The sequence below is a fragment of the Streptomyces sp. NPDC041796 genome, assembly GCF_055590785.1.
The window spans coordinates 1-23,781 of sequence record NZ_JBVJAH010000041.1 but is presented as its reverse complement, the minus strand read 5'-3'; the positions used below and the strand labels follow the sequence as shown (position 1 = coordinate 23,781).

19 protein-coding genes and 6 pseudogenes are annotated in these 23,781 nt (G+C 67.5%); 18 read left to right on the top strand and 7 right to left on the bottom strand.

The features are described from left to right. Positions 1-207 precede the first annotated feature (207 nt). On the top strand, positions 208-1,287 hold the full coding sequence (locus tag ACZ6C1_RS37115) for an endonuclease domain-containing protein (RefSeq protein WP_469247473.1): 1,080 nt from the start codon (positions 208-210) through the stop codon (positions 1,285-1,287). Positions 1,288-1,376: 89 nt separating this feature from the next. On the opposite strand, the gene ACZ6C1_RS37110 is transcribed toward ACZ6C1_RS37115, so the two are convergent. Both ACZ6C1_RS37110 and ACZ6C1_RS37105 read right to left on the bottom strand, forming a co-directional pair. Next, positions 1,377-1,601, bottom strand: a complete 225-nt coding sequence (locus ACZ6C1_RS37110) for a hypothetical protein (protein ID WP_469247472.1) — start codon at positions 1,599-1,601, stop codon at positions 1,377-1,379. Between the two features lie 594 nt (positions 1,602-2,195). Then, positions 2,196-2,642, bottom strand: a complete 447-nt coding sequence (locus ACZ6C1_RS37105) for a Mu transposase C-terminal domain-containing protein (RefSeq protein WP_469247470.1) — start codon at positions 2,640-2,642, stop codon at positions 2,196-2,198. A gap of 28 nt (positions 2,643-2,670) precedes the next feature. On the opposite strand from ACZ6C1_RS37105, the pseudogene ACZ6C1_RS37100 reads away from it, so the two are divergent. The 4 genes and pseudogenes from ACZ6C1_RS37100 to ACZ6C1_RS37085 all read left to right on the top strand — a co-directional run. Continuing rightward, positions 2,671-2,939: pseudogene (locus ACZ6C1_RS37100) on the top strand (IS30 family transposase); the annotation flags it as partial. After that, positions 2,936-3,280, top strand: a complete 345-nt coding sequence (locus ACZ6C1_RS37095; protein ID WP_469247469.1) for an IS3 family transposase — start codon at positions 2,936-2,938, stop codon at positions 3,278-3,280. The pseudogene ACZ6C1_RS37100 and the gene ACZ6C1_RS37095, both read left to right, overlap by 4 nt. 731 nt (positions 3,281-4,011) lie before the next feature. Continuing rightward, the gene (locus ACZ6C1_RS37090) at positions 4,012-4,323 is read left to right on the top strand and encodes a tyrosine-type recombinase/integrase (RefSeq protein ID WP_469247475.1); all 312 of its coding nucleotides are present in this window, start codon (positions 4,012-4,014) and stop codon (positions 4,321-4,323) included. Beyond that, entirely contained in the window at positions 4,274-4,690 is a 417-nt protein-coding gene (locus ACZ6C1_RS37085; protein ID WP_469247468.1) for a helix-turn-helix domain-containing protein, read from the top strand. Before ACZ6C1_RS37090 ends, ACZ6C1_RS37085 begins: the two co-directional genes overlap by 50 nt. Before the next feature lie 1,527 nt (positions 4,691-6,217). On the opposite strand, the pseudogene ACZ6C1_RS37080 reads toward ACZ6C1_RS37085, so the two are convergent. Then, positions 6,218-6,364, bottom strand: a pseudogene (locus ACZ6C1_RS37080) (IS110 family transposase); the annotation flags it as partial. On the opposite strand from ACZ6C1_RS37080, the pseudogene ACZ6C1_RS37075 reads away from it, so the two are divergent. Further along, positions 6,362-6,511, top strand: a pseudogene (locus ACZ6C1_RS37075) (IS6 family transposase); the annotation flags it as partial. The pseudogenes ACZ6C1_RS37080 and ACZ6C1_RS37075 sit on opposite strands and share 3 nt — an antisense overlap. Positions 6,512-6,595: 84 nt before the next feature. Here ACZ6C1_RS37075 and ACZ6C1_RS37070 read toward each other — a convergent pair. Further along, a complete protein-coding gene (locus ACZ6C1_RS37070; RefSeq protein WP_469247467.1) occupies positions 6,596-7,825 on the bottom strand; it encodes a cytochrome P450 family protein in 1,230 nt (409 codons plus the stop codon). Between the two features lie 55 nt (positions 7,826-7,880). After that, positions 7,881-9,131 carry an aldehyde dehydrogenase family protein gene (locus ACZ6C1_RS37065; protein WP_469247466.1) on the bottom strand — a complete coding sequence of 417 codons (1,251 nt, stop codon included), beginning with the start codon at positions 9,129-9,131 and terminating at the stop codon, positions 7,881-7,883. 422 nt (positions 9,132-9,553) lie between these two features. On the opposite strand from ACZ6C1_RS37065, the gene ACZ6C1_RS37060 reads away from it, so the two are divergent. The 4 genes from ACZ6C1_RS37060 to ACZ6C1_RS37045 are packed head-to-tail and all read left to right on the top strand — an operon-like array spanning position 9,554 to position 14,026. Further along, positions 9,554-11,044, top strand: a complete 1,491-nt coding sequence (locus ACZ6C1_RS37060) for an HAL/PAL/TAL family ammonia-lyase (protein WP_469247465.1) — start codon at positions 9,554-9,556, stop codon at positions 11,042-11,044. A 41-nt stretch (positions 11,045-11,085) separates the two neighbouring features. Then, positions 11,086-11,901 (top strand): hypothetical protein, encoded by an 816-nt coding sequence (locus ACZ6C1_RS37055; protein WP_469247464.1) that lies wholly within the window; start codon positions 11,086-11,088, stop codon positions 11,899-11,901. Then, entirely contained in the window at positions 11,898-12,560 is a 663-nt protein-coding gene (locus tag ACZ6C1_RS37050; protein ID WP_469247463.1) for an O-methyltransferase, read from the top strand. The genes ACZ6C1_RS37055 and ACZ6C1_RS37050 overlap by 4 nt, the downstream gene beginning before the upstream one ends. Beyond that, positions 12,557-14,026: a class I adenylate-forming enzyme family protein gene (locus tag ACZ6C1_RS37045; RefSeq protein WP_469247462.1), complete on the top strand. Its 1,470-nt coding sequence runs from the start codon at positions 12,557-12,559 to the stop codon at positions 14,024-14,026. Before ACZ6C1_RS37050 ends, ACZ6C1_RS37045 begins: the two co-directional genes overlap by 4 nt. Before the next feature lie 73 nt (positions 14,027-14,099). Here ACZ6C1_RS37045 and ACZ6C1_RS37040 read toward each other — a convergent pair whose 3' ends face one another. Then, the gene (locus ACZ6C1_RS37040; protein ID WP_469247461.1) at positions 14,100-14,441 is read right to left on the bottom strand and encodes a hypothetical protein; all 342 of its coding nucleotides are present in this window, start codon (positions 14,439-14,441) and stop codon (positions 14,100-14,102) included. A gap of 89 nt (positions 14,442-14,530) precedes the next feature. Between ACZ6C1_RS37040 and ACZ6C1_RS37035 the strand changes: the two are divergent. The 4 genes and pseudogenes from ACZ6C1_RS37035 to ACZ6C1_RS37020 all read left to right on the top strand — a co-directional run. Beyond that, a pseudogene (locus ACZ6C1_RS37035) lies at positions 14,531-14,674 on the top strand (hypothetical protein); the annotation flags it as partial. A 205-nt stretch (positions 14,675-14,879) separates the two neighbouring features. Continuing rightward, positions 14,880-15,236 carry a transposase gene (locus ACZ6C1_RS37030; RefSeq protein WP_469247460.1) on the top strand — a complete coding sequence of 119 codons (357 nt, stop codon included), beginning with the start codon at positions 14,880-14,882 and terminating at the stop codon, positions 15,234-15,236. 490 nt (positions 15,237-15,726) lie between these two features. Then, complete coding sequence (locus ACZ6C1_RS37025; protein WP_469247459.1) at positions 15,727-17,349, top strand: reverse transcriptase/maturase family protein; 1,623 nt, start codon at positions 15,727-15,729, stop codon at positions 17,347-17,349. A 319-nt stretch (positions 17,350-17,668) separates the two neighbouring features. Beyond that, the gene (locus tag ACZ6C1_RS37020; RefSeq protein ID WP_469247458.1) at positions 17,669-18,382 is read left to right on the top strand and encodes a hypothetical protein; all 714 of its coding nucleotides are present in this window, start codon (positions 17,669-17,671) and stop codon (positions 18,380-18,382) included. 81 nt (positions 18,383-18,463) lie between these two features. Here ACZ6C1_RS37020 and ACZ6C1_RS37015 read toward each other — a convergent pair whose 3' ends face one another. Further along, on the bottom strand, positions 18,464-18,676 hold the full coding sequence (locus ACZ6C1_RS37015; RefSeq protein WP_469247456.1) for a hypothetical protein: 213 nt from the start codon (positions 18,674-18,676) through the stop codon (positions 18,464-18,466). Between the two features lie 514 nt (positions 18,677-19,190). Here ACZ6C1_RS37015 and ACZ6C1_RS37010 point away from each other — a divergent pair. The 4 genes and pseudogenes from ACZ6C1_RS37010 to ACZ6C1_RS36995 all read left to right on the top strand — a co-directional run. Then, positions 19,191-20,430: pseudogene (locus tag ACZ6C1_RS37010) on the top strand (IS30 family transposase); the annotation flags it as partial. A 166-nt stretch (positions 20,431-20,596) separates the two neighbouring features. Next, positions 20,597-20,905, top strand: coding sequence for a transposase (locus ACZ6C1_RS37005; protein WP_469247455.1), 309 nt, complete (start codon positions 20,597-20,599; stop codon positions 20,903-20,905). 5 nt (positions 20,906-20,910) lie between these two features. Beyond that, positions 20,911-21,963 (top strand): IS3 family transposase, encoded by a 1,053-nt coding sequence (locus ACZ6C1_RS37000; protein WP_469247454.1) that lies wholly within the window; start codon positions 20,911-20,913, stop codon positions 21,961-21,963. Between the two features lie 1,005 nt (positions 21,964-22,968). Beyond that, positions 22,969-23,781: pseudogene (locus ACZ6C1_RS36995) on the top strand (IS701 family transposase); the annotation flags it as partial.

The window sequence follows — 23,781 nt, the reverse complement described above, 5'->3', positions numbered from 1 at the left end:
CCTGCGAGTACTTCCTCGGTGGCGCCACTACTTCCTCGTTCCCTGTTCCAGGCGATCCTATTGGACACCTGTCCGAGAACTTCGAGGCACCTCAGGTACACCGTGCTCGGTGCGTGTGTGGTGGAGCTGGTGAGGACGGGCGACGGCCGGTGGAGTGTTCCGGAGGCTGAGATACGCCGGGCCGCGGCGGCATGGAACGCGGTGGAGATGGACGCCCGAGACCTGGTCCGTATTGGTCCGTTCCGTGGTGTGCCGGAGCAGGAGCGCGCCGGTGGAACGCTGCGTGGTTGGCGCCGACGGGTCAGCTGGGAACTGCAGGAGGCAGATCGTCCCGGATGGCAGGCCAGCCATGGGGCTGGATCATGGTCTCATCTGGCGGGGGTCGACTGGCGGCTGCTGCTGGTGGAGTGGTCCCGTAACAGTGTGGAGCGGTCGTGGTGGCTTCCGCGTGCCGTGGTCAGGCTGCTGGACGCGGCCGAGCACACCGAAGCCGAGTGGCTGCACACCACGCGGGCCTGGAAGATGGACACAGCTGCCACCGAACAGCACCGCCGGGATCCCCGAGCCGCCGACGGCCAGCCCACGATGGGCGTGAACGGTCCCCCCATCCCGCTACGCCCGTACAAGGAGGAGCTGCGGGGGCAGTTGTACACGGTGCTGAGCCGCAGGCCGGGTATGTCCCACGAGGTGGCTGGGTGGGTGTGTGCGGTCTGCGATACGGCGCCGGCTTCTGTGCTGGATCACTGCCATGAACACGGCTACGTCCGCGCCCCGGTCTGCCCGTCCTGCAACACGCTGGAGCGCCCCGACCACCTGTACGACAACGACATCCGCGTCGCCAGCCGCTACCGGCGCCTCTTCGACACCGACGCGGTCGGCTGGCTGCGCCACTGGCACCGCTGTCCGGGCTGCCGCACCCGCACCACTCTGCCTCTGCCTCACCTCGCCGCATGGACCGCCCACACAGCCACCCGCACCCTGCGCCCCACCCATCCCGGGTCCCGTGGGCGCAAGCCCTGCGGAGTGCTGCGCGTCTCGTGGACGGGCAGCCAGAACACACCCCGCTCCTGCCTGCTCACCGTCTCCGTCGACTTCTGCCCCTCTGGTGAGCACCGTGTCCTGGCACGGGTGCCCTACCGGGAGGCCGTCGAACGCTTCGGCGCCTGGCTGGCCGCAACCGCCCCCGAGGTGGCGGCGGCGGCCGGTCCCGACCGCCTGGACGGCCTACCTGCCGAGCCGCGGCCCGTCATCGCCGACACCAGCGGCGAAGGCCTGGCACTCTTCTGACCGAAACACCGCCAAAGCAGCTCCGCAGGCGCCGGACCGCGTCCGGCGCCCGTGCTCCGGGCTCGGGGCTCGAGAGGAACCGACGTCTGTCAGGTGGAGCCGTTGATGCAGTTGCGGGGTGTGATGCCGTGGACGGCGAGGGTGTTCCAGACGCTGGTGGGGCCCTGGCCGGTGCGTTCGGCGATCCGGCCAACGGGCTCGCCGTTCGCATAGGCATCCAGGACGGCGGCGGCCAGCCTTCGACGGGCAGCGTGCAACGCTTCCTGTGCCGACTGGTATGCCCGCTGTGCTGCTTCCAACGCGTCCTCGCTCATACGCCCATCCTGCCAGCCAGCTCTCCGGTCGCTGTGCCACTGCCCGTCCGGACGTCGCTCGCCTTCTCCGAGTGGAGCGCGGTCCTATCGCGGCAGCGGCGGGTCGGTTGCGGCGGGGAGGGATGTGGCTGCGTTGCATCGCGGCAGGGGACCGTGCGGGGTTGGCGGAGGATGTCGAGGGCCTGGTCGAGAGTGATGGGTGTGGCGTGGGGCTGGCAGCCGATGACGTGGATCAGGCGCGCTCCGGGGTGGCCGGGGCGGTGAGGGAGGTCTTGTACCGTCCAGGCCTGCCGCCCGTCGTTGGTGGCAGTAGCGAGGGTGGGGACGCGGCTGTAGTCACCGCCTTCGAGGGGGCGGACATGACGGGCGTCGAGCCAGACCCGCTGCTCCGCAGGCTCCGTACGGCCACTGCTGCCAATTGCCCAAGAGGTGAGCCCACCCGGTACTGCCATCCCACCGCCGCGCGCCGCCGCTCATACAGGCAGGCCCGCAACTCCTGCCCGTCAGGCATCATGACGACCACCCGGGCCGCGTTCTGCGGCATTTCGATCCCCTCCACCCTGCCCAGCATCCTAACCGGAGGCCTCGGCAAGATCATCGTGGAGGACGTAGGGGGTGTTCGTGTTCTGGGCTAGCTAGTTCCTCTTCGGCCTGTGCGGAGGTCGGGGTGACGAGCGGACGAGGCGGGGCGGCGGTGGTGGAGGCCTCGAAGCGCCGCCGGCGCAGCTTCTCCGCCGCCCTCAGATCGGCCTTGAGCCGGCGGGCGGCCGCGGTTCGGGCGGCCTGGACGGAACGGATCTGTTCCCGGCTTGCCATGGCGGCCAGGAACGCTGAGCCGAGGTGGCGGCCGGTCGCGGCGTCGAAGACTTCGATGGTGTCGTCGTGGTGGGGCAGGTGGCGTACGGACACCTTGGTGCCGGTCCGGCCGTTCATCCAGGGGGCGAGGTAGTCGTGGCGTCGCCATCGCACCCCGCTGGTGCTGATCGTGTACGTACGGCCGTTGTCCTGCAGGGCGAACGTCGCTATCTGCCCCGCGGACACGTCCGTGAGCGGTGTCGCGTCGGCCTGCCACGCCCAGTTCGCCCTCGATACCGGGACGAAGGTGTTCTTCGCCGATCCCCACTCGCCCTGGCAACGACCGACGAACGAGAACACGAACGGGCTGCTGCGTCAGTACTTCCCGAAGGGCACTGATCTGTCCCGGTGGTCGTCCACGGACCTCGAAGCCGTCGCCATGGCGATCAACAACCGGCCCCGCAAGACCCTCGGCTGGCGGACACCCGCCGAGAAGAGCAGCTACGCTCGCTGCAACAGCCCGGTGTTGCAACGACTGGTTGAACTCGCCCAGTACACCGCGATCCGCTTCACCCAGCCTGGCCGACGCGGGCATCGCCCCCTCCACCGGCACCGTCGGCGACTCGTACGACAACGCCCTGGCCGAGAACCTGTGGTCCACCCTGAAGACCCGACTCGTCTACTGGCCCGGCACCACCTTCACCACCAGGGCCGACGCCGAAGCGGCGATCTTCCGCTACATCGACGGCTGGTACAACCCCCGCCGCATCCAGCACCGCCTCGGCGGACTCTCACCCGACGAATACGAAGAGGCCTGGCACCGGCCACATAAAGATCAACCCGACCCGGTTACCATCCAACCCAACCCTACCCGAACCAGATAACCCAGTCTCCGGAAAACGGGGGAACCTCATTCAGCCACGTGATCATTCTGGCTGTCCGACGCCACCCGGCGCAGCAACTGCGCAATCCATCACGACAGGGCGAATATTGCCTAATATGGCACTAGCCAGAGGGCTGGCCAGTTCGTGTTAGCCCCTAGCAACGGGCTTCTCCGGGCCGTCCAGCCCCTCGGCCGTGAATACATCCGCAATGTGGTTTGGCCATCGCAACCTGTCACAAAGCTGATGTGCCAATGTTCTTTCCGCGCCATTTACCACCTATGGCCGCCCCCAGCGGGCGGGAGCCCTCTCTGTGTTACAACAATGGCCGGATGAACAAGCAACACCGCTCAAAGCGCCCACGGCCCTCGCGGACGGGATCCCGCCTGGAGGCCGTCGGCGTCATTGTCACCCTACTTGGGGCCGTCACTTGCGTGGCCGCCTTGAACGGCCGCGGATCCCTCACGGGGCGAACTGGGCGGCTGGCCTACATCGAAACGATGAACCTGGCCCTTGCCGTCTCACTGCTGGGCCTGGCCATGACCCACTACGCCCTGCCTCGCTCCCCTTCACGGACACTGCGCCGGAGGGGTAACCGCCACACCCCGATGCCAGGCCCGCTCCTCCTCAGCACGGCGGTCCTCTGCTCCACCGCGCTGGCCCTGATCTGGCCCCATACCAGATAGCCCAGCGCCGCCGCACCGGTCGGAGCCGCAGTCGGCCTCTTCGCCGCGATAGCCACCGCCCTGGCGCTCTTCTGCGACGAGGATGGCCGGCCCATGAAGACAGGGACGGTCCGGGATCGCCTCGCCCGGCTTCTCGATCTCGAGGGCACCGGCCGGGACGAGCGGTTCACTCCGCATGCGCTGCGCCGGGCGTGCGCGACGCATCAGTACGAGCGGGGCATGGATCTGATCGCGGTCCAGCAGCTGCTGGGGCACCGGCATATCGCCTCGACGATGGCATACGTGAAGCCGTCGCAGCGGTTCATCGGGGATGCCTGGCGGCGGGCCACTGATTCCGCTGTCCACGCGCTGGCCGGCTGACCGAAGGAAGGCGACGGGAATGACCTCGACAGGACCCGAGCTCCCGGTGGCGCCGCGGTTGCGGATGGCGGCGGCGGAGCGCGGTGTGTGGACGGGAACCCAGCTGCGGCGGCTGGTGGCCGAGAGGGCGGGGCTGGACCTGTCCGCGGCCTCGGTGTCGTCTCTGTTCACCAAGCAGCCGTCCCAGGTGAAGCTGTCCACCCTGACTGCCCTGTGCGCGGCTCTGGACTGCGCTCCTGGGGATCTCCTCGTGCTGAGTCCCGCAGCGCCGCCGGCCACGGCGCCCGTACAAGCGAGGCTGCAGGACGGGCAGTCGTCGCCTGCCCCGCTGAGGGCTGCCGGGAGACGGTCACTTCCTCCCTTGTGACCTTCGCGGCTGTCGAGTCATCCTCCTCCTACTTGGCAGGTTAAAGATCCATGTCCACGTCCGCTCATGACGCCGTGCACGGGCGCTGTCCCGGCTGCACGAAGCTGCGCCGGCTGCGCCCGGGCCCGGGCCTGTGCGCGTGGTGCTTGCGGACGTGTCCTGGCTGCGGGGGCGGCAGACGCTCAGCAGAGGAGATGTGCGCGGCTTGCCGGCGCCAGGCCGTGGGCGGGCACGGGCGTGGCCCGTGCCAGGGGTGCGGGCGTAGGCGCATCCTCGATGCGGCGACGCAGTGGTGCCGTTCGTGTTCCGATCCGGCGACGGCAGAACCGCCTGCTGCCTGTACGGGATGCGGCGTGCTGTCGCAGTGGGCGCGGGGCATGTGCAAGCGCTGCTACGAGTACTCGCCTCATACGGTGCGGACCCGAGCGGCCGGCTGGGCCCGTCGGATGCCCCGCACGCCGCCATGGTGGGAAGAGTTCGCTGCGCATCTGGCAATGCACCGTAACGTCTTCTATGGTGCGGACGCCCTGGCTCACACGGCCCGTCTCGTCATCGACACGGACTCCACCTGTCCGCCCAGCCTGCTGGCCGAAGCTCGCCGTGCGCGCCCCTGGCTCTACCGACTGATGGCGGACTTTTTCCACGCCCACCACCTCATCGACGACCCCGCCGACGTCCAGAGCAGGCGGGCCGCGTCGCGTCGTGAGCGCCGGATCGAGGCCGTCCCGACCCCGCTGCGCCCCGCCGTACGCGCTTTCGCCGAGGCGCTGGTGGCCCGGCGGGAGAACGCGGAGCGTCTCGGACTGCGTCCGAATCAGCTCAAGACCATCGAGATCCGCCTCGACACCGTCCGGGACCTCGCGCTCCACGCCACGGGCCGGGGCCACCGGACGTGGGCGTCCCTGACCGCCGGCGACCTGGAGGCGTTCCTCGCCCAAAACCCGGCTCGCAGAGCCTCCTGGCTCACGGGCCTGCACCAGTTCTTCGCCCACGCTCACCGCGCTGGAGCTGTTCTGCACGACCCGGCGGCCTCCCTCGACGCCCCGCAACAGCGCGGTTTCAGAGGCGCCACCCTCACCCTGGACGAGCAGCGCATCCTCTACCACCGCTGGAACGGCTACGGCGAGATGCACCCACATGAGGCGTTCATCGGCCTGGCCGCGCTTCTTCACGCTGCCACAACCACCGAACTGTGCCTCCTCACCCTCGATGACCTCACCCCTGCCCGCCGGGCGGTTCGCTTCCCCGGACGCTCCGCCGACCTCGCATTCGATACGGCCACGTGGAACGCGCTGACAGGCTGCCTCAGCCACCGGGCCTCGTTGGGCACGGACAACCCGCAGGTCCTGGTGACGCGCCTGACCAGAACCACGAGAGCACCAGCCGGAGCAGCCCACATCCGTGACAGCCTGAACCCGGTCGGCCTGCTGCCGCGCATCCTGCACTCGACTCGGCTGCTCACCCTCGCCGACGAGCTCGACATCAAACAGCTCACCACAGCACTGGGGGGTGCCCCTATGGGTTTGGTCAAGGTGATGGGGCGGGTTGGGGTTCGTGGAAGGTGCCGTCTCGGAGCATCGCGAAGAGCACGTCGGCTCGTCGTCTCGCGAGGCAGAGCAGTGCTTGGGTGTGGTGCTTGCCTTGAGCGATCTTCTTGTCGTAGTAGGCCCACGATTCCTCGCCTCGTTCAGCGGCATCTCACCCCACTTCCGGCCCCGACGCCACCTGCTCACCGCCACCGAATACCGCACCGAAATGATCACCCGCTTCGCCATCTGGGACCAGATCACCGGCACCGCCGGCCTGCCCGCCACAGCCTGAACCAGACGCCACCACCACGGCCAGACACACCCCGAACCGGCTCACCCCGCCGTCGACTCACTCAACCTGACAATGCCCTCAGGCCTATTTGAGGATGACGGGGAGGGATTCCAGTCGTCTGAGGAAGGTCGCGGGCCGCCACCGGAGCTTGTCTGCAGGAACCGCGAGGCTCGTGTGAGGGAACCTGTCGAACAGCTTGGTGAGGGCGACCTCCACTTCCAGCTTTCCGAGCGCCGCGCCCAGGCACCGGTGCGGGCCGTACCCGAACGCCAGGTGATCATGCGGGGATCGCCCGGCATCGAAGGTGTCCGGGTGCTCGAACCGGTCCGGGTCGCGGTTGGCCGCCGAGTTCGCCACGATGATCAGCTCGTGCGCCGGAATCGTCACCCCGTCCAGTTCGACCGGGACGGGACAGTGCCGTGGCGGCAGTATCCGGAACGACGTCTCATACCGCAGCACTTCCTCCACGCAGGCGGGCCACAGTCCTGGCTCGGCCAGCACCCGCGCCAGCTGGTCAGGATGTGTCAGCAACGCCAACACACCGTTGGGAATCGCACTGGTCGGCTCGACACCAGCGATCAGCAGCAAGAACACCGTCGCCACGACTTCCTCGGAATCAAGCCTCCCGTCGCGCTCCATCTCGACCAGCTCGGTGAACACGTCCTGACGCGGCTCCCGCCGCTTGAGTTCCACCATCTCCTGGCAGAACGCGTACATCCTGCGCCCTGCCCCAGTCGCCTCCGCCGCGGACGTCGCCGTCAAAATCGAATTCTCCCAGTTCGGGAAATCTGTTCTCGAGCCCGGTGGAACCCCCACCAGATCCGATAGCAGCGTCGTGGACAACGGCCGCGTGAAACCGCCCACGAGATCTACTGGCACACCGCTGGGCAGCTCATCAAGCAGTTCATCGGCTACGCGCTCTGCCTCGGGCCGCAACGCCGCAATCCGCCGCGGCGCGAAGACATGGCCGAGCATGCCCCTCAATCGCCGATGATTGGCACCATCCTGCTCGAACATGCTTCGCCGCAGGTCACGCGGCAATGTGGCATGCTGATCCGGTCGAACCATGCAGTGTGCGATCTGGTCACGGACACCCACCAGATCCTTGCCCAAGGCGGGGTCTGTCAGCAGTCGGCGCGCATCGTCGTACCGGGTGACGACCCACATCCGCAGGCCATTGGTCACGACCGGCACCGCGCCGCTGTCCTCGCGAACCGATGCCAGCACCGGATACGGGTCGCGCAGAAAGGCCCCGGTAATCAACTTGAAGATCGGCGGCGAAGCCACGTCATGTGGCTCAGGCATGGTTGTCATTCGTTGCTCCCCAGCTCGGAGTTCATGACCCGTCCGCGCCGGCGGCGCGGACGGGTCAGTCCGCCGGGCGCGTTGCTTCCAGGGCCGGCAGCTTGGGGCCCTGGCGCAGCCTGTCGCCGTCCCAGATCCATCCCGACTTCCCGTATCCGCCGACGGGTCCGCGCACGGCGGCTGGAAGCCCGTCGTTGACGGTGACGTGGCCGTAGCGGCCGAAGACGAGGTCGTCGACGGGATGCGCGTAGGCCTGGCCCCGCAGCGCGGCGGCGACCGCGTCCGCCTGGTCCCCGAACACGCTGCACGACAGGCCGAACCTGTTCGCGCGGGCCAACTCCAGCGCTTCGGACACTGTGTCGAACGAAGCGATGGCGAGAACCGGCGCGAATGTCTCGTCCTGGAACACCGACATCTCAGCCGTGACTTTGGTGAGGATGGTCGGGTCGACCCGGTTTCCTTCCACGGTTCCGCCGCGCACGACCTGTGCACCCCGAAGCCGCGCGTCAGCAAGCTGTTCACGCACGATCGGGGGCACTTTCGGGCTGATCATCCGCCCGAAGTCCGCGGCCGGATCATCTGATGCGGCGGCGGGGACGGCATCGAAGGCGGCGACCAGGCGCTCTACGAGTGCGTCTTCGATCGAACGGTGGACGATCACGTTTTCGGGGGCGACGCAGCGCTGTCCGGCGTTGGCGAGTTTCGCCCTGGCGGTGATCGTCGCCACCCCGTCGATCGGCGCACCTTCGAGGACGATGACGGGATCCTTGCCGGGGCCCTCGAAAACAATCCGCTTGGCTACTCCCTCCCGAGCGCGGCGAAGCAGGTCGTCTCCGAGCCTTTCACCGCCGAACACCTGCAAGAACGGCACGGTCTCCGACATGATGGCGTGCTCGAGGAAGTCCGGTCCGCTGGTGGACAGGTCCATGGCGACCGCCCCCGGCGCGACGTCGTCGAAAACGGATTGGATCACCGCGGCGGTCCGCGACGCGCGGCTGGTCATGCGCGCCCGAACCCGGTTGCCACCGACCAGCAGGTCGGTGATCGCGTGGATCCCGCTGGCGAGGAAGTTCGAAGGCAGCATCAAGACGGCCCACTCGTCCTCGCGGCAGATCGGTCGCCGACCCGCAAGACGATCATGCAGTGAGCCGACGTGGTGTTCCAGGTAGCGCGTCGTGGCGTTGATTTCCACCTGGAGGTCCTTCATCGGGACCGGCAGGTCGCTCGCCGCGGCGGCGCACAGTTCCTCAGACCGCCGCCTCAGCGCGTGGCTCAGCCGACGCCCGAGCTCCCTCAAATCGACGGCCCGCAGCATGATCGAACCCTCCCTTACCCCTTTTATCCGGGCTCTTCTGACGGTAGCTCGACTTTCCTACGTAAGTCGAGCTACCGTCAGCCTTGGGTCGAAATTTGTGCCGTCCGGAGATGCTCGCCGCGCGGCGCTGGGGAACGGTCTTGAGGAGCCCGCAGATGGGGCCGACAATTTCGTCGAGCCGAGGTGCCGCCACGTCCTGGTCGGAGTCCGCGGTGGCGGCGTCAGGCCGGCAATGGCCTCCCGCACCAGGCGGCTCACACAGCACGGCGTGCGCACAGGGTGCTGCGCGGCACCGCGACCCCGCCGACTGTTCGCTGCCGCTGACGCACCGCCCGGCCGATGAGGACCTGTCCAGGCTCAGGTTCAGCCGACCCGGTCAACGGTCGTCGGCAAAGCGCCTGATCCCCAAGGGAGGTGCTGCGGTGCTGCTGGTTTTTCCCGGCCGACTCAGCCCGGAGATTCTCGAACATGCCGCGCGTCCGGTTGACGTCGTGCTCGACGAAATCACCCGGAAACGGGTGGCGCTGTGCCGCGAATTCGTGCTCCGGTCCCTTGACCGTGGTCGGCCGGTGTACGGGGTCACCACCGGTTTCGGGCCGCTGGTCGAGGTCGCCGGCCGCGCGGACACCGCCGACCAGTGCGAGAACACGCTCAACCACCTGACCGCAGGGCACGGCGAGGAGTTGGCGCCGGCGATCACGCGTGCGGCGCTTCTGGCCCGTCTGTGGTCGCTGGCGCAGGGCCGCTCCGGCGTGTCCGCCTCGGTCCTCGACGCGCTGGCCGCGATGCTGCGCACCGACTTCGCGCCCGCCGTACCGCGGCTCGGTTCGGTCGGCGCCAGCGGTGACCTCGTGCCGCTCGCGCACGCGGTGCAGGGCCTGCGCGGGATCGGGTACGCCTATGTCGGCCCAAAGCGGATGCCGGCCGCCGATGCGTTGCGCCAGACCGGGCTGGCGCCGCTGGAACTGGATGGCCGGGACGCGTTGGGACTGGTCAACGGCACGTCGCTGACGGCGGCGGCGGCCGGTCTGGCGCTGGCGTCGACTCGCCGGTCGTTGCGGGCCGCGCAGGTGCTCTCGGCGCTGATGACCGACGTGCTCGGCTGCGCACCGGGCTACCTGTCCGCCAATCTGCTGGCCGCATACGGGCACCACCATGCCGGCGCGGTGGCCGCCAAGATGCGGACCTTGCTGGCCGGGATCGTTCCCTCCGGCACGCGTGGCCTGCAAGAGCCCTACAGCATCCGGTGTGTGCCGCAGCTGCTGGGTGCCGCGGCCTCGTCGATCGAACACGTCTGGACCGTGGTGACCTCCGATCTCAACGGAGTCAGCGACAACCCGCTGTTCTTCCCGGACGAGGACGAGGTCGTGCACGGCGGGAACTTCTTCGGCCAGCCCGTGGCCTTCGCCGCCGACCTGCTCACCGCGGTCACGGTACAGATGGGCAACCTGGCCGAACGCCAACTCGACCTGATGATCGACCCGCACCGCAACGGCGGCCTGCCGCCCATGCTGGCCACGAAACCCGGTGAGCAGCACGGTGTGCAGGGCGTGCAACTGGTGGCCACGGCGACGATCGCGGACATGCGCCGGGCCGCCGTGCCCGCCTCGACGCAGAGCCTGCCGACCAACCTGCACAACCAGGACGTCGTGCCGTTGGGCACGCAGGCCGCGCTGAACGCACTGGACCAGGCCCGGTCGCTGCGCTGGCTGCACGGAGCGCTGGCAGTTGCGCTGCGCCAGGCGGTGCACGTCGGCGGCCGGCCGCCGACCGCACCGGCGTGCGCGGCGGTGCTCGACCGGCTCATCGACGCCGTTCCCGCGATCGATCCGGACCGTCCGTTGCACACGGACGTGCACCGGGCCGCCGAGGAGTTGGACTCCATCAGCGCCGAGGACGGGTGGACCGAGTGACGCCACCGCCACCTTGGCCGCGCGCTATTGACCGAAGGCCGGTGCCGGGCCTGCCGCACCTGCTGCTGCCGCTGCCGCGCAACACCTTCCTGCCCGACGACAGTACATCCCCGATGGCCGACGTCGAACTGCCGCATGCACCGGACGGCGAGAACGACCTGGCTCGATACAGGTGGTGGCTCGGCCACCACCTAACCTTCTGCGTGTGGCGGAAGCTGGCCGAGACGCTTACATCGATCGCGTATACCGAGCAGCCGCCCGTAGCACTCGTGGACACCGCAACCGCCCTGTACGACGCATACTCGGTACTGCTGCTCTACGCCGGCAGCTGCCGCCCGGACGTCTACTGCCGCACGCTGCGCCCGGCGATGGCCGCCGCCCATCCAGCGTTCAGCGGCCGCTGGGCGCGCGACTACGAAGACGTTCCGCCGCTGCTGCGTATCATCCGACGCGCCGGGCCGTCGGCGATCGTCAGCCCGCTCGTCGCGGCCGGACGCGTCAACCAGGTGGTGCACTGCGCGGTCGGCAAGCGGCTGATCCCGCACGGCCCGTCCCTGCTGCGGCAGAACCGGACCGAGCCGGACCAGCCGGTCAATGACGATGAACGGGACATCTACGACGCGTTCTTCCTGGTGACACGGACGGACATCACTCGGCAGAGGTTCGCAGCCGAGCAGAACAGACTCGCCGTCGCGGTCGTCGACGACCTCACCAAGCACCCGCTGGGCCAGTGGGCTGGCACATCGGACCTGCCCGACGCCCACGCCGAGACGGTCACCCGGCTGCACCGCCACGCGGCCGCGATCCTGGGCGACCTCCGGTCCCCGAACACGCCCCCGGAAAGGGCAACGCTGTGACCGACCTGAAGAACGTCGTCATGAATCAACGACTCTACAACTACCTGCTGGCGCATGCCGAACCCCCGACAGCGGTGCAGCGGAAGCTGATCGAACGCACCCGCGCCCTTGGCATATCGGCCGAAATGCAGATCCCGCACGAACAGGCCGTCCTCTTCACCCTACTGGTGAAGATCACCGGCGCCACCTCGATCGTCGAAGTCGGCACCTACACCGGATATTCCACACTCGCCCTGGCCGCCGCCCTGCCACCGAACGGCCAGGTGATCACCTGCGACATCTCCACAGAGTGGACCGCCATCGCCCGACAGGCATGGCAGGCCGCCGGCGTGGCCGACCGCATCGACCTGCGGATCGCTCCAGCCGCCCAGACGCTGCGCGCACTGCCGACCACACCGGACATCGACCTGGCGTTCATCGACGCCGACAAGGCCGGCTATTCCGAATACTGGGAACTGCTCATACCCCGCATGCGCCCCGGCGGCCTGCTGCTGGTGGACAACGTCCTGTACAGCGGCGAGGTCGTCGGGGAGTCGCCGAGCACCAACGCGAAGGCCATCGACGCGTTCAACGACCTGGTGCGCGCCGACGACCGCGTCGAGTCGGTGCTGCTGCCCATCGCCGACGGCCTCACGCTGGCCCGGAAGAAGACCCCGTGACCGCCACCATCGCCGAACTCGGCAGCCGGAACCTGGCCGAACTAGTGTGGGCCGCGCCCCGGCCCGACCGGGTCGCGCTGATCGAGCATGCGACGGGGCGGTCCACCAGCTACGCGGAACTGGAGGCCGACGCCTGGCGCTGTGCGGCAGCGCTGACACGGCACGGCCTGCGGCCCGGGGACCGGGTCGCGTTGGTGCGCGGCAACGGCCCGGAATACGTGTCCGCATACCACGGCGTGCTGCTGGCCGACGGCGTCGTCGTGCCCTTGGACCCCACGGGCACAGCGGCCGAATGGCGCCAGGCGCTGTCCCAGTGCGGCGCGCGGTGCGCGATGGGCACGGTCGACGTCGACACGCTGGACATCCCGGTGCTTGGCTGGGAGGAGGTGCTCGCCGCAGCGCCGGTGCGGCCGGCGCCGACGCGATTCGGCCACGCCCACGCGCTCGTGCTGTCCTCCAGCGGCACCCTCGGCCTGCCGAAGCAGGTGGTGCTGACCCACCGCAACCTGGCCGCGAACCTCGCGCAGATCGACCTGGTCCACCATCTGACCGCGGACGATGTTGTGCTCGGCCTGACGCCGTTCCGGCACGTCTACGGCATGCAGATGGCGATGAACCCGACACTGCGCGCCAGCGGCACGCTGGTCACGGTGTCCACCCCGTTCACCGCGACGGACCTGCTCGACGTGCTCCAGCACCGCCGGATCACGATCGCCTACCTGGTGCCCAGCGTCCTGGCCGAACTGGCCCGGCGCGAGGATGTCGACCAGTACGACACGAGCAGCCTGCGGCTGGTGTTCTCCGGCGGCGCCCCGCTGCCGCCCGCGGTCGCCACAGCATGCGCCACGGCGCTGAGGGTGCCGGTGGTCCAGGGCTACGGAATGACCGAGGCCGGCTGCACCTGCGCGCCGGTGGACGGACGGCCGCCCACCCGGGGCTCCATCGGGGTTCCTGTGCCCGGCACCGAAACCCGGTTCGTCGACCCGGATACCGGACACGACGTGGACGATGGCGCAGCCGGCGAGATCTGGGTGCAGGGCCCACAGGTCAGCCCCGGCTACCTGGACCCGTCCGGCACCGTGGAGCCCATCGCCGACGCCGACGGCTGGCTGCGCACCGGCGACATCGGCCACCGCGACACCACCGGCTGCATCACCATCACCGCACGCCTCAAACAGCTGATTAAGTACAAAGGCCACCAGATCGCGCCAGCCGAGTTGGAGGCGATCTTGCTGACCCACCCGCAGGTTCTCGACGCGGTGGTGATCGCGGTGCCCGACGCCGCCGCCGGCGAAATACCCAAAGCATTCGTCGTGCTCGGTGCACCGGTCCCGCTGGAGGACATCACAGCGTTCGTCGCCGCGCGCGTGGCGCCGCACAAGAAAATCCGCTCGATCCAAGCCGTGGCCCACATCCCGCGCTCAGCCACAGGAAAAATACTCAGCAGCGCATCATTCCCCGATTAGGACGGCTTGGGCGCGGATACGGTGCGGTGAGCAGGCATAGCGCCAGGCGGCCGGGGCGCCGGCGAGCCATTGGTCAGCCAAGGTGATGACTGACTTGGAGCCGGGCCGTGGTGCGTAGCCGTGCTGGCGACACCAGGCGGTGAACCGGTCGGCTGCCTGCCGGGGCTGGGCCGGGTGGATCCGGTCCCCAGGCGATCGTGTCGGCGGTGGAGTGTCCGGCGTGGCCCATGTGGGGTAGCAGCGCGGCAGCCCTGTTGCGGGCGCGGTAGTGCTCGGCCAGCAGTTCGACTGGCTCGTCGCCGACGAGGAAGCCGGCCAGGAGCCCGTTGCGGGCGTACTCGGCCAGCAGTTCACGCAGAACTGTCGGCGTACTCCGAAAAGTGGCTCTGGCAAGATTTTCGTAGGCGTAGATCATCGCGGTGCCACGGTCGGCCGGTCCGCAGGACGGGCAGCCTGTGACTGTGCTCTGTTGAACTGGCAAGCCTGTTACCGCAGTTGTCCGATGTGCAGGTGGTCTCGGTTGAGGTTTCCGATGCGGTGGTGGCGGTCCGCGCCCGCACGAGATCCGGTGAACCAGCGGGCTGCACGGAATGTGGCCAGCTCAGCGAGTGGTGCCACAGCCGCTACGCACGGCGCCTCGCCGACGTCACGCTCGCAGGCCGCCCTCTGCGCATCGACCTGTCCGTACGCCGCTTGTACTGCGAGAACACGGCCTGCCCGAAGGCGACCTTCGCCGAGCAAGTACCGGGCCTGACCGTGCGCTACCAGCAAGCGGACACCACGACTGCAGCGCCAGGTGGAGGACATCGGCGTGGTGCTGGCCGTCCGGGGCGGCTCCCGGATGCTTCGGATCTTGCATATCAGGCTCTCGCGGATCGCCGTCTTGTCCCAGCTGATGCGGGTGTCGCTGCCACCACTGGTCACGCCCCTGGTCCTGGGGGTCGACGACTTCGCTCTTCACGGCGACACCTACGGCACCCTCCTCGTCGACGCCACCACCCGGCTCTCGCTCACCCTCTGGGAAGGACGCGACGCCGAACAGCTCAGCCGCTGGCTCCGTGAACACCCGGGCGTCGAAGTCGCCTGCCGCGACGGCTCCCTCACCTACCGACAGGGCATCACCGCCGGCGCATCACAAGCCGTGCAGGTCAGCGACCGCTTTCAGTGCGCCATGAGGCGCCTTGTCGTATCCCCGACTCAGTCGGGATGAACTCAGAGGGAGGTTCTTGGGTCTGATGGCTTACCCGATCCGGAAACGGTGATGGGGACCAGAGCATGCCAGGAAATCGATGACCGGGCTCAGGTATCAGAGGCGGGGTATCGAGGGACCCGCGTGACACGGTGAAAGCTGAATTGCCTGAACCCTAATTCCCAGGAGACTGAAGGTCGAGTCCGCCGGAAAGATACCTGAAACCGGCGCCGCGTCCTGCGACGGCTTTGTGGAATGGCCGACGCAACCTCTGAGGCGCGGAGCGATGCCCAGCGAGGGCATTCAAGGGAATGAGTGGGGCACCTACATCACGCTAGGACGTACGACAAGGACGAACATGGGATCGCCTACGGGAGGAGATCTTCCTATGGCGACGGAGGCCCCGTAGTAGTCGCCGGAGTCACGACCGGGCAAGGAGGACGGGAAAGCCGTCTGCATCGGGCGAAGGGGGCTAGGTGATCGGACACTCAAGACTTGGGAGGTATGCGAAATGCAGAGTGCCGAAACGGTGCTGGGTGTCCTCCGTGAACGCGGCAGGCGTGGCCTGCCGTGCAATGAAATGTATCGACAGCTCTTCAATCCGCAGTTGTATCTCATGGCTTACGGACGTCTGTACTCCAACAAGGGAGCGATGACGCCCGGAGTCACTGGGGAGACCGTGGACGGCATGTCTCTGGGCAAGATCGAGCACGTCATCGACGCGCTGCGCCACGAGCGCTACCGGTGGAGCCCAGCTCGCAGGGTCTGCATCCAGAAGGGGCGGGGCAGCACAAAACTGCGTCCGCTCGGCCTGCCTCCGTGGAGTGACAAGCTCGTCGGCGAGGTGATCCGCCTGCTACTTGAGGCGTACTACGAGCCGACGTTCTCTCATTCCTCTCACGGTTTCCGTCCCCGCCGAGGCTGCCACACCGCGCTGCGCGATGTGGCCAATACCTGGACGGGCACGGTCTGGCTTGTTGAGGGTGACATCGTGCAGTGTTTCGACCGGCTTGACCATTCGGTCATGCTGCGAATCCTGGGTGAGAGAATCCACGACAACCGGTTCCTTCGGCTCGTGCACAACATGCTCAAGGCCGGATACCTGGAGGACTGGGTCTGGAACGCCACGCATAGCGGGAGTCCGCAAGACGGAGTTGTTTCACCGATCCTGTCGAATATCTATCTGCACAAGTTGGACGAGTACGTCGAGAACGTTCTGATCCCGGAATACACCCGCGGGAGCGTCAGGAAGCCAAGCCAAGCCTTCTTCAAGGTCTGGAACGCGATGCGTCGCGCACGCAAGCGCGGTGACCACACCGAGATGCGGGACCTTCGCAAGCAACTCCGCAGCATGCCCAGCATGGATACTCAGGATCCTGGCTACCGGCGGCTGCGGTATGTGCGTTACGCCGATGACACTCTGCTCGGGTTCGCCGGACCAAAGGCAGAAGCCGAGGAAATCAAGCAGCGTCTGGCGCAATTCCTGCGTGACGAACTCAAGCTGGAACTGTCGCCAGAGAAGACGCTCATCACGCATGCCCGCACTCAGGCGGCGAGGTTCCTCGGCTACGACATCACCATCCTCAGCACCTACGGGTCGGAGTACCGCGGCATCGTCCCGTACTACCTGCTGGCCGGCGACGTCTTTCGACTCGCCCGGCTGCAATGGGTCATGGAGACCTCGATGCTGATGACGCTCGCCAATAAGCACCGCTCGACGGTGTCGACGATGGCCCGCAAGTATGCGGCCACCATCGAGACACCGCACGGGCCACGCAAGTGCTTTGAAGCACGCGTCGAACGTATCGGCAGGAAACCGCTGGTCGGAAGGTTCGGTGGGATCCCGCTGCGACGGGACAAGAAGACGGTCATCACCGACCGTCGGCTGGCCCCGGTCAACACCAAACGCAAGGAGCTGGTCACCCGGCTCCTCGGCGGACGGTGCGAGGCATGTGGGCGAATCGACGAGGTAGAAGTCCACCACGTCGCCAAGCTCGCCGACCTCGGACGACCGGGCGATCGGCCGCCATGGGCAGATCTCATGGCCGCACGGCACCGCAAGTCCCTGGTGGTCTGCGGGGGTTGCTATGCGTCCATCCACGGCAAGAGACCTGTCTCAGCACTCACGGAGTAGTCACTGGAGAGCGACGTGCGGTCATAAGTCGCATGCGTCGTTCGGGCTGGGGGCCGTGGGAAAAGGACCTGCTCAGCAGGCACCTCGCCGACGGCCCACCAGTACCCTCTGGCAGGGACTGTCCCGCCGAGTTCAGGACATCGCCTCCGCCCACCGCGGCCGCCTGCCCGCAGCCCTGCCAACGGTCAGCGAGGATGATCGCCCGCCGGCCGAGGAGACTACCGAGAACGCCGCAGCGAGCAGCAGGGCCGGGCGCCATGCCCAGAGTCTGTTCGAGGCGGTCCAAGCCCTGACCCGCACCGGCCGGAGCCACAGCTCCGTGGCCCGCGAGCTCGGCCTGGACCGCCGCACCGTCGGCAAGTACGCCCGCGCTCGCACCTGGCAGGAAGGAATGGGCCGGCCGCCCCGCAAGCCCTCCACGCTGGACCCCTACCTAGACTACCTGCGACAACGCTGGGACGAAGGACAACACAGCGCGAAGATCCTGCTCGAAGAACTGCAGACCAAGGGCTACCTCGGTCACTACCAGCGCGTGAAGATGGCCGTCGCACCGCTCCGCCGCGGCCTGCCCATCGACGAGCCACGCGAGCGGCCACCCTCACCTCGCGAAGCGGCCCGCTGGATCACCACCCACCCGCACCGCCGCAGTCCGCACATCAACGAGCGCCTGCCCCGGCTCCTCGAACACTGCCCCGAACTCAAGCTCACCCACGACCTGGTCCGCCGCTTCGCCACCATGGTCGACAACCAGGACGCGGCACCCTTGCCGGGCTGGCTGAGTGACCTCGCACAGAGCGGACTCGCTCCTCTCACCTGCCTCGCCGGAGCCCTGCACGAAGACCGACATGCCGTCGCCCAGGGAATCACGACCCCTTACAACTCCGGAGTCAACGAAGGCCGCATCACCGACGTCAAGCTGCAGAAACGGATCATGGCCGGGCGTGCCGGCGTCTCTCTTCTCCACCACCGCGTCGTCCTGATCGCCCACCTTCGCCGACGCTATACGGACCGGCCGACCGTGGCACCGAGATGATCTCCGCCTACGAAAATCTTGCCAGAGCCACGTTCACGTGTACGCCGACAAGAACGGCGATGTTGCCGGCTGGCTCGGGAACTACTGCGGCGGTGGTGGGGCCGGCGGCGCGCCACGGGCCAGGGCGTCGGTGTCGGTGGCGAACACGTCGGCGGCCACGGGGCGCCGGGCGCCGCAGGCGTCGACGTCCCAGCAGTACCAGTGCACGCTGCCCGGGTGGCCGCTACCGTCCATCGTGAACGGGGCCAGCACCGCCCGGCGGTCACCGTAGGCGTTGCGGACCATCATCGGCATCCCGGCCGGGGCGGCGTCCCTGGCGGCATCAGGGCTGCCGGAGGCGCGATGGCGTGCAGCAGCCAGGACGACAAGTCGCAGCCCTCGTGCTCGCTGGCCAGTTCCTCACCAGCACCTTCGCGACGGCGTTCTCAGCGGCCAGGACGCTGCCGACGCCGCGCAGCGCGTCACAGCCGGACAGCACCTGCCGGGCCGCGTCCATCGACCAAGGCGAGGTGGCCGGCGCCGGCAGACGGCGCCACGCCGCCAGGTTCTCCTGCTCGGCCTTCTCAGCCCGCACCGCCGGGTTGCCGCTGCGCTGGGCGCCCTTTGACCCGTGCGGGCTTGGACTTCGACTTCTTTGGAGCGAGAACGCGAAACCGGCGACATGCCCCACCATAGGCTTGGGTTCTAATGAACGTCGCAACACCCGACGTCCGGGTGGGCGATGAAAGACACAAGCACTGCCGGGGGCGCCCAAACGGTAAGAGGGTGCCCCCCGAGGTCAAGCAGCGGTTCCTCGAACTGATAGCACGAAGGCGTGAGCATCAGAGAGGCCAGCCGCATCGTCAGCATCAATCGCCGAACTGGCCAGGAGTGGGTCAGCGGGCGCGGTGCACGCGTGAAAACCACGAAGGCAGGACGGAAGACGGTGCGGGCTGCGGTCCAGCCCATCGTGGGGGATCCCCGTGAGTTCGAAGCCCATCCGCGTGCGGAGGAACGGAACGGCTCACGCTCGATCTCTGCCCGCTTCCTGTCCGAGGAGGAGCGGGTGCGCATCGCTGACCTGCGGCGAGAGAGGAAGTCGATACGGGCAATCGCCAGCGAGCTGAACCGCAGCCCGTCAACGATCAGCCGGGAGATCCGGCGCAACGGCAACCCTGACACCAGTCCGAGTCATCCGGCCCACTACCGCCCGTTCACCGCTCACAGACGGGCGCAAGCACGACTGCCGCGGCCCAAGCCCCGGAAGATCGACCGTTGCCCCGAGCTGCGGGATTTCATCCAGGCCCGGCTGGACGAGAAATGGAGCCCCGAGCAGATCGCGCACATCCTTCGTCGCGACTTCCCGGATCGCCCGGAGATGCATGTGACGCACGAATCGATCTACCGAGCCCTGTATGTCCAGGCCAAGACCGGCCTGATGCGGGAGGCCTCGCGGCGCCTACGAACGGGCCGAAGCATGCGCAAGCGGCGCCGCCGGCCGGATCAGAGGACACCTCGGTTCACTTACCCGATGGTCCTGATCAGCCAGCGGCCCACCGAAGCCAACGACCGCAACGTCCCGGGGCACTGGGAAGGTGACCTGATCGTCGGCACGAAGAACAGCTCAGCGATCGGCACTCTGGTCGAACGCAGCACCCGCTACACGCTGCTGTGCACCTTCCGAACGGTCGTCTCCCGGGTTCTTCCGGAAGGCGCTGCTCGATGCCGTCAGCGGCCTCCCGGCCCATCTCAAGCGATCTCTGACCTGGGACCAAGGGTCCGAGATGGCGCATCACTACGGCTTCTCGGCGGCTTCCGGAATCCCGGTCTACTTCTGTGAGCCTCACAGCCCCCGGCAGCGAGGCACGAACGAGAACACGAATGGCCTGCTGCGGCAGTACTTCCCCAAGGGGACGGATCTTTCCAAGTACGCCAAGGAGGACCTGGAGGCCGCTGCCTCCGAACTGAACCGCAGGCCCCGGAAGACGCTCGGCTGGGACACCCCAGCCGAGCGCTTCGCCGGCCTCCTCATGAACGACCCCAACACTCGTGTGGCGACGATTTATTGAATCCGCCAGGGGTGGTGGGGCACGGCGCATTGCCGGACCTTGCGGCCGCGCGGAATAGCACTAGCGGGTGACCTGGGCCTGGGTCAGGACCATCAGTGAAGTTCCCCCGCTGAACTGGACAGCCTGATACTGGGACGGTTGAGTCCCGGAGGAAGCAGTCCAGATCGTGAGTGGCAAGAGCAACATGAGCAAGCGGTACGCGCCTGAGTTCAAGCGGGACGCGATCACTCTGGTCCGGTCCTCGCCGCATCGGAACGTCACCGAGATCGCCCGGGAACTGGGGGTGAGCCCCGAGGGGCTGCGCGGCTGGGTCAAGCAGGCGAAGGTCGACCGGGGCGAGGGGCCCTGTGGTGCGCTGACCAGCGATGAGCGCGACGAGCTGCGGCGCGTTCGCCGTGAGAACGCCGACCTGAAGAAGGCCAACGAGATCCTGGTAAAAGCCGCGGCCTTCTTCGCGAGGGAGATCGTGAAGTAGGCGCTGTGTGCCTCTTCATCTATGCGGAGAAGGCCGCCGAGGCGAACCCCGACGGCTACAGCGTGGCGCGGCTGTGCCGCGTGCTGGCCGTGGGCCGCTCCACCTACTACTCGTGGCTCGCGTCACGGCCGGCCGCCGCCGAACGGCAGCGCGCCGAGGACGAGCTGGCCGGGGAGATCGGCGAGATCCATGCCACCTCCCGGGGCGCCTACGGCGTCCCGCGCGTGCACGCCGCCTTGCGGCGGGGCGGCCGTGCGATCAACCGGAAGAAAGTCGAGCGGATCATGCGCGAGCGCGACATCCGCGGCATCACCCGCCGCAGGCGCCGCCACCTGACGAAGCAGGACACCACCGCCGCCCCGCGCCCCGGACCTGGTCGGCCGCGACTTCACCGCCGCCGAGCCGGCACGAAGCTCGTCGGCGACATCACGTACCTTCCGACGATCGAGGGCTGGTGGTATCTGGCCACCGTCCTCGACCTGGCGACCCGCGAGGTGATCGGCTACGCGATGGCCGACCACCACCGCGCCGAGCTCGTCACCGACGCCCTGCGCATGGCCGCCGGCCGGGGTGGCCTCCAGCCCGGCTGCATCATGCACACCGACCGCGGCAGCGAGTACACGAGCGGCGAATTCCGCAGGCAAGCAAGGAAGTTGAACCTGAGCCAAAGCCTGGGACGAACCGGCATATATTACGATAATGCAGTTCTGCTGAGAGCTTCTTCGGCCTACTCAAAGCGGAGATCGGCCCCACCATCTGGGAGAGCCGCGAAGCGGCCCGCGCCGACGTCTTCCGCTTCATCGAAGTCGAGTACAACCGCACCAGGCTCCGCAAACACCCCGAGTTCGGGTACCTCACCCCACTCGAAACCCGAGCCAGGCTGCAGCAAGACTTCACCCCCGCAGCGTAAGCACCAGCTGTCCAAGATCAGGGGGGAACTTCACTACTGCGGGCGTCAGGGTGCCGTGACGGTAATCACGGCCGCGCCCGTCGCGGCCGATACACCGCGGCCGCTCAGGCATGCTGCGGCGTCTCCTGCGAACCCCAGTACCAGATAGTCGAGGCGGGCTCCCTGGTAGTGCCCGCTCGTGATAGTACCCGGAACGTGGCCGACTCCATGGCCTTGCACGGTTTGGGCGACTGTCGGCTGACTGAGGCGGTAGGCGCTCGTGGTGCCGTCCGACCAGCGAAGCGTGCCGTGGACTTCGAAGTTGGTGGGGGTGCCTGTGCACTCGAGTTCGGCGTTACTGTTGGACTGAAAGGACATCAGCAGCCTGGTGGGGACGTCCGAGGTTGGTACCGCAGGAACAAACACTCCCTCACAGTGCCCAGTCACCACACCACGTGTCTCACTGATTGGCGGGTTGAACCTCCACTGGGCAGTTGCGATGCCTGCGACTACAAGGGTCGGCATGTGCGTTTCTCCTCTCTCTCGTGGCCCTGTACTTCAAGGCCACGGCATCCAACGCGTGTTTCTCCCGTTGTAAGACCAGGCCAAGCTCTCGTCTCGGCTGGATGGCACGGTGGCAGCGACCGGTGTGGTGCTGGCGCTGGCCGTACCGGTCGTCGGTCCAGCCGAAGAACAGACCGTTCAACGGATGTGCCACGAACCGGACCCGAACATCTCCAGCACCGACAACGTCAACGGTGCGGCGACGACGAAGCCACCGACGCGGGAACAAGCGCCGTCGCCCCAGGTCGACCTTCCAGAAGGGCCTGAGAGTCCTCGGATACACCATTTCCCTGCACTGCCCCGTGTATCGTCAATGTCCCGCCACTGTCCGGAACACGCAAGAGAACCGGTGGGGGCGTGCAGGAGCACACCACCCGAGCACACACAAGAACACGCGCCCCCGGCCTCACGGCAGCTGTAGATCGTGATCTGGCTGGTATCGGTGTCAACGGCCATGTAGTTCTCCCCAGAGGCGGCCAGTAGTTCTCCCCACTGACGGTCACTGGAAGTTCCCCGGTGGCGGCCAGATATCTCCCCGCCCTGGGGTGGTGTGGGTTAGTACTGCAACGACACTCCGTGACGTTGTGGGTGCCGCGTCGTTGATTGCTGCGTGGGGGCAGAAGTAACTGGCGGCTGGGCAGAAGCGTTTGACGACTTCGTGGCGAGGTTCGCGGGCCGGTTCGGCCGAGTGGAGCCACGGCGACGGATGGTGTCCTGCCTGCGGGGACTGCTCAGTGAGACAGAGCGGAAGAACGGCTGGACGCTGGCGGAGGCTGTCGGGGACGACGGTCCTCAGGGCATGCAGCGGCTGTTGAACCACTACCTGTGGGACGCGGACGCCGTGCGTGATGACGTCCGCGACGCAGTGGTGGAGCGCCTCGGGGACTCCGAGCGGGGAATCCTCATTCTCGATGAGACGGGATTCCTCAAGAAGGGCGTTCGGTCGGCGGGGGTGGCCCGGCAGTATTCAGGAACGGCCGGACGGATCGAGAATTCCCAGGTGGGTGTCTTCCTGGCGTATGGATCAGACAAGGGCCGGGCGCTGATCGATCGCGAGCTGTATCTGCCGAAGGAATAGACATCGGACCGTGAGCGCTGTCGGGCGGCCGGCATCGGTGATGAGGTGGAGTTCACGACGAAACCCGACTTGGGCTTGCGTATGCTGAAGCGTGCCGTGGAGTCCGGCATCCCGTTCGGGTGGGTCACCGCTGATGAACTGTATGGGCAGACGAGCCGGATCCGTGTCTGGCTGGAAGAACATGACATCCCTCACGTACTTGCGGTACCGAAATCACAGATTGGGCATGACCACGGAGTTTTTCGGCCAGTGAGGTGCCTCGAAGTTCTCGGACAGGTGTCCAATAGGATCGCCTGGAACAGGGAACGAGGAAGTAGTGGCGCCACCGAGGAAGTACTCGCAGGA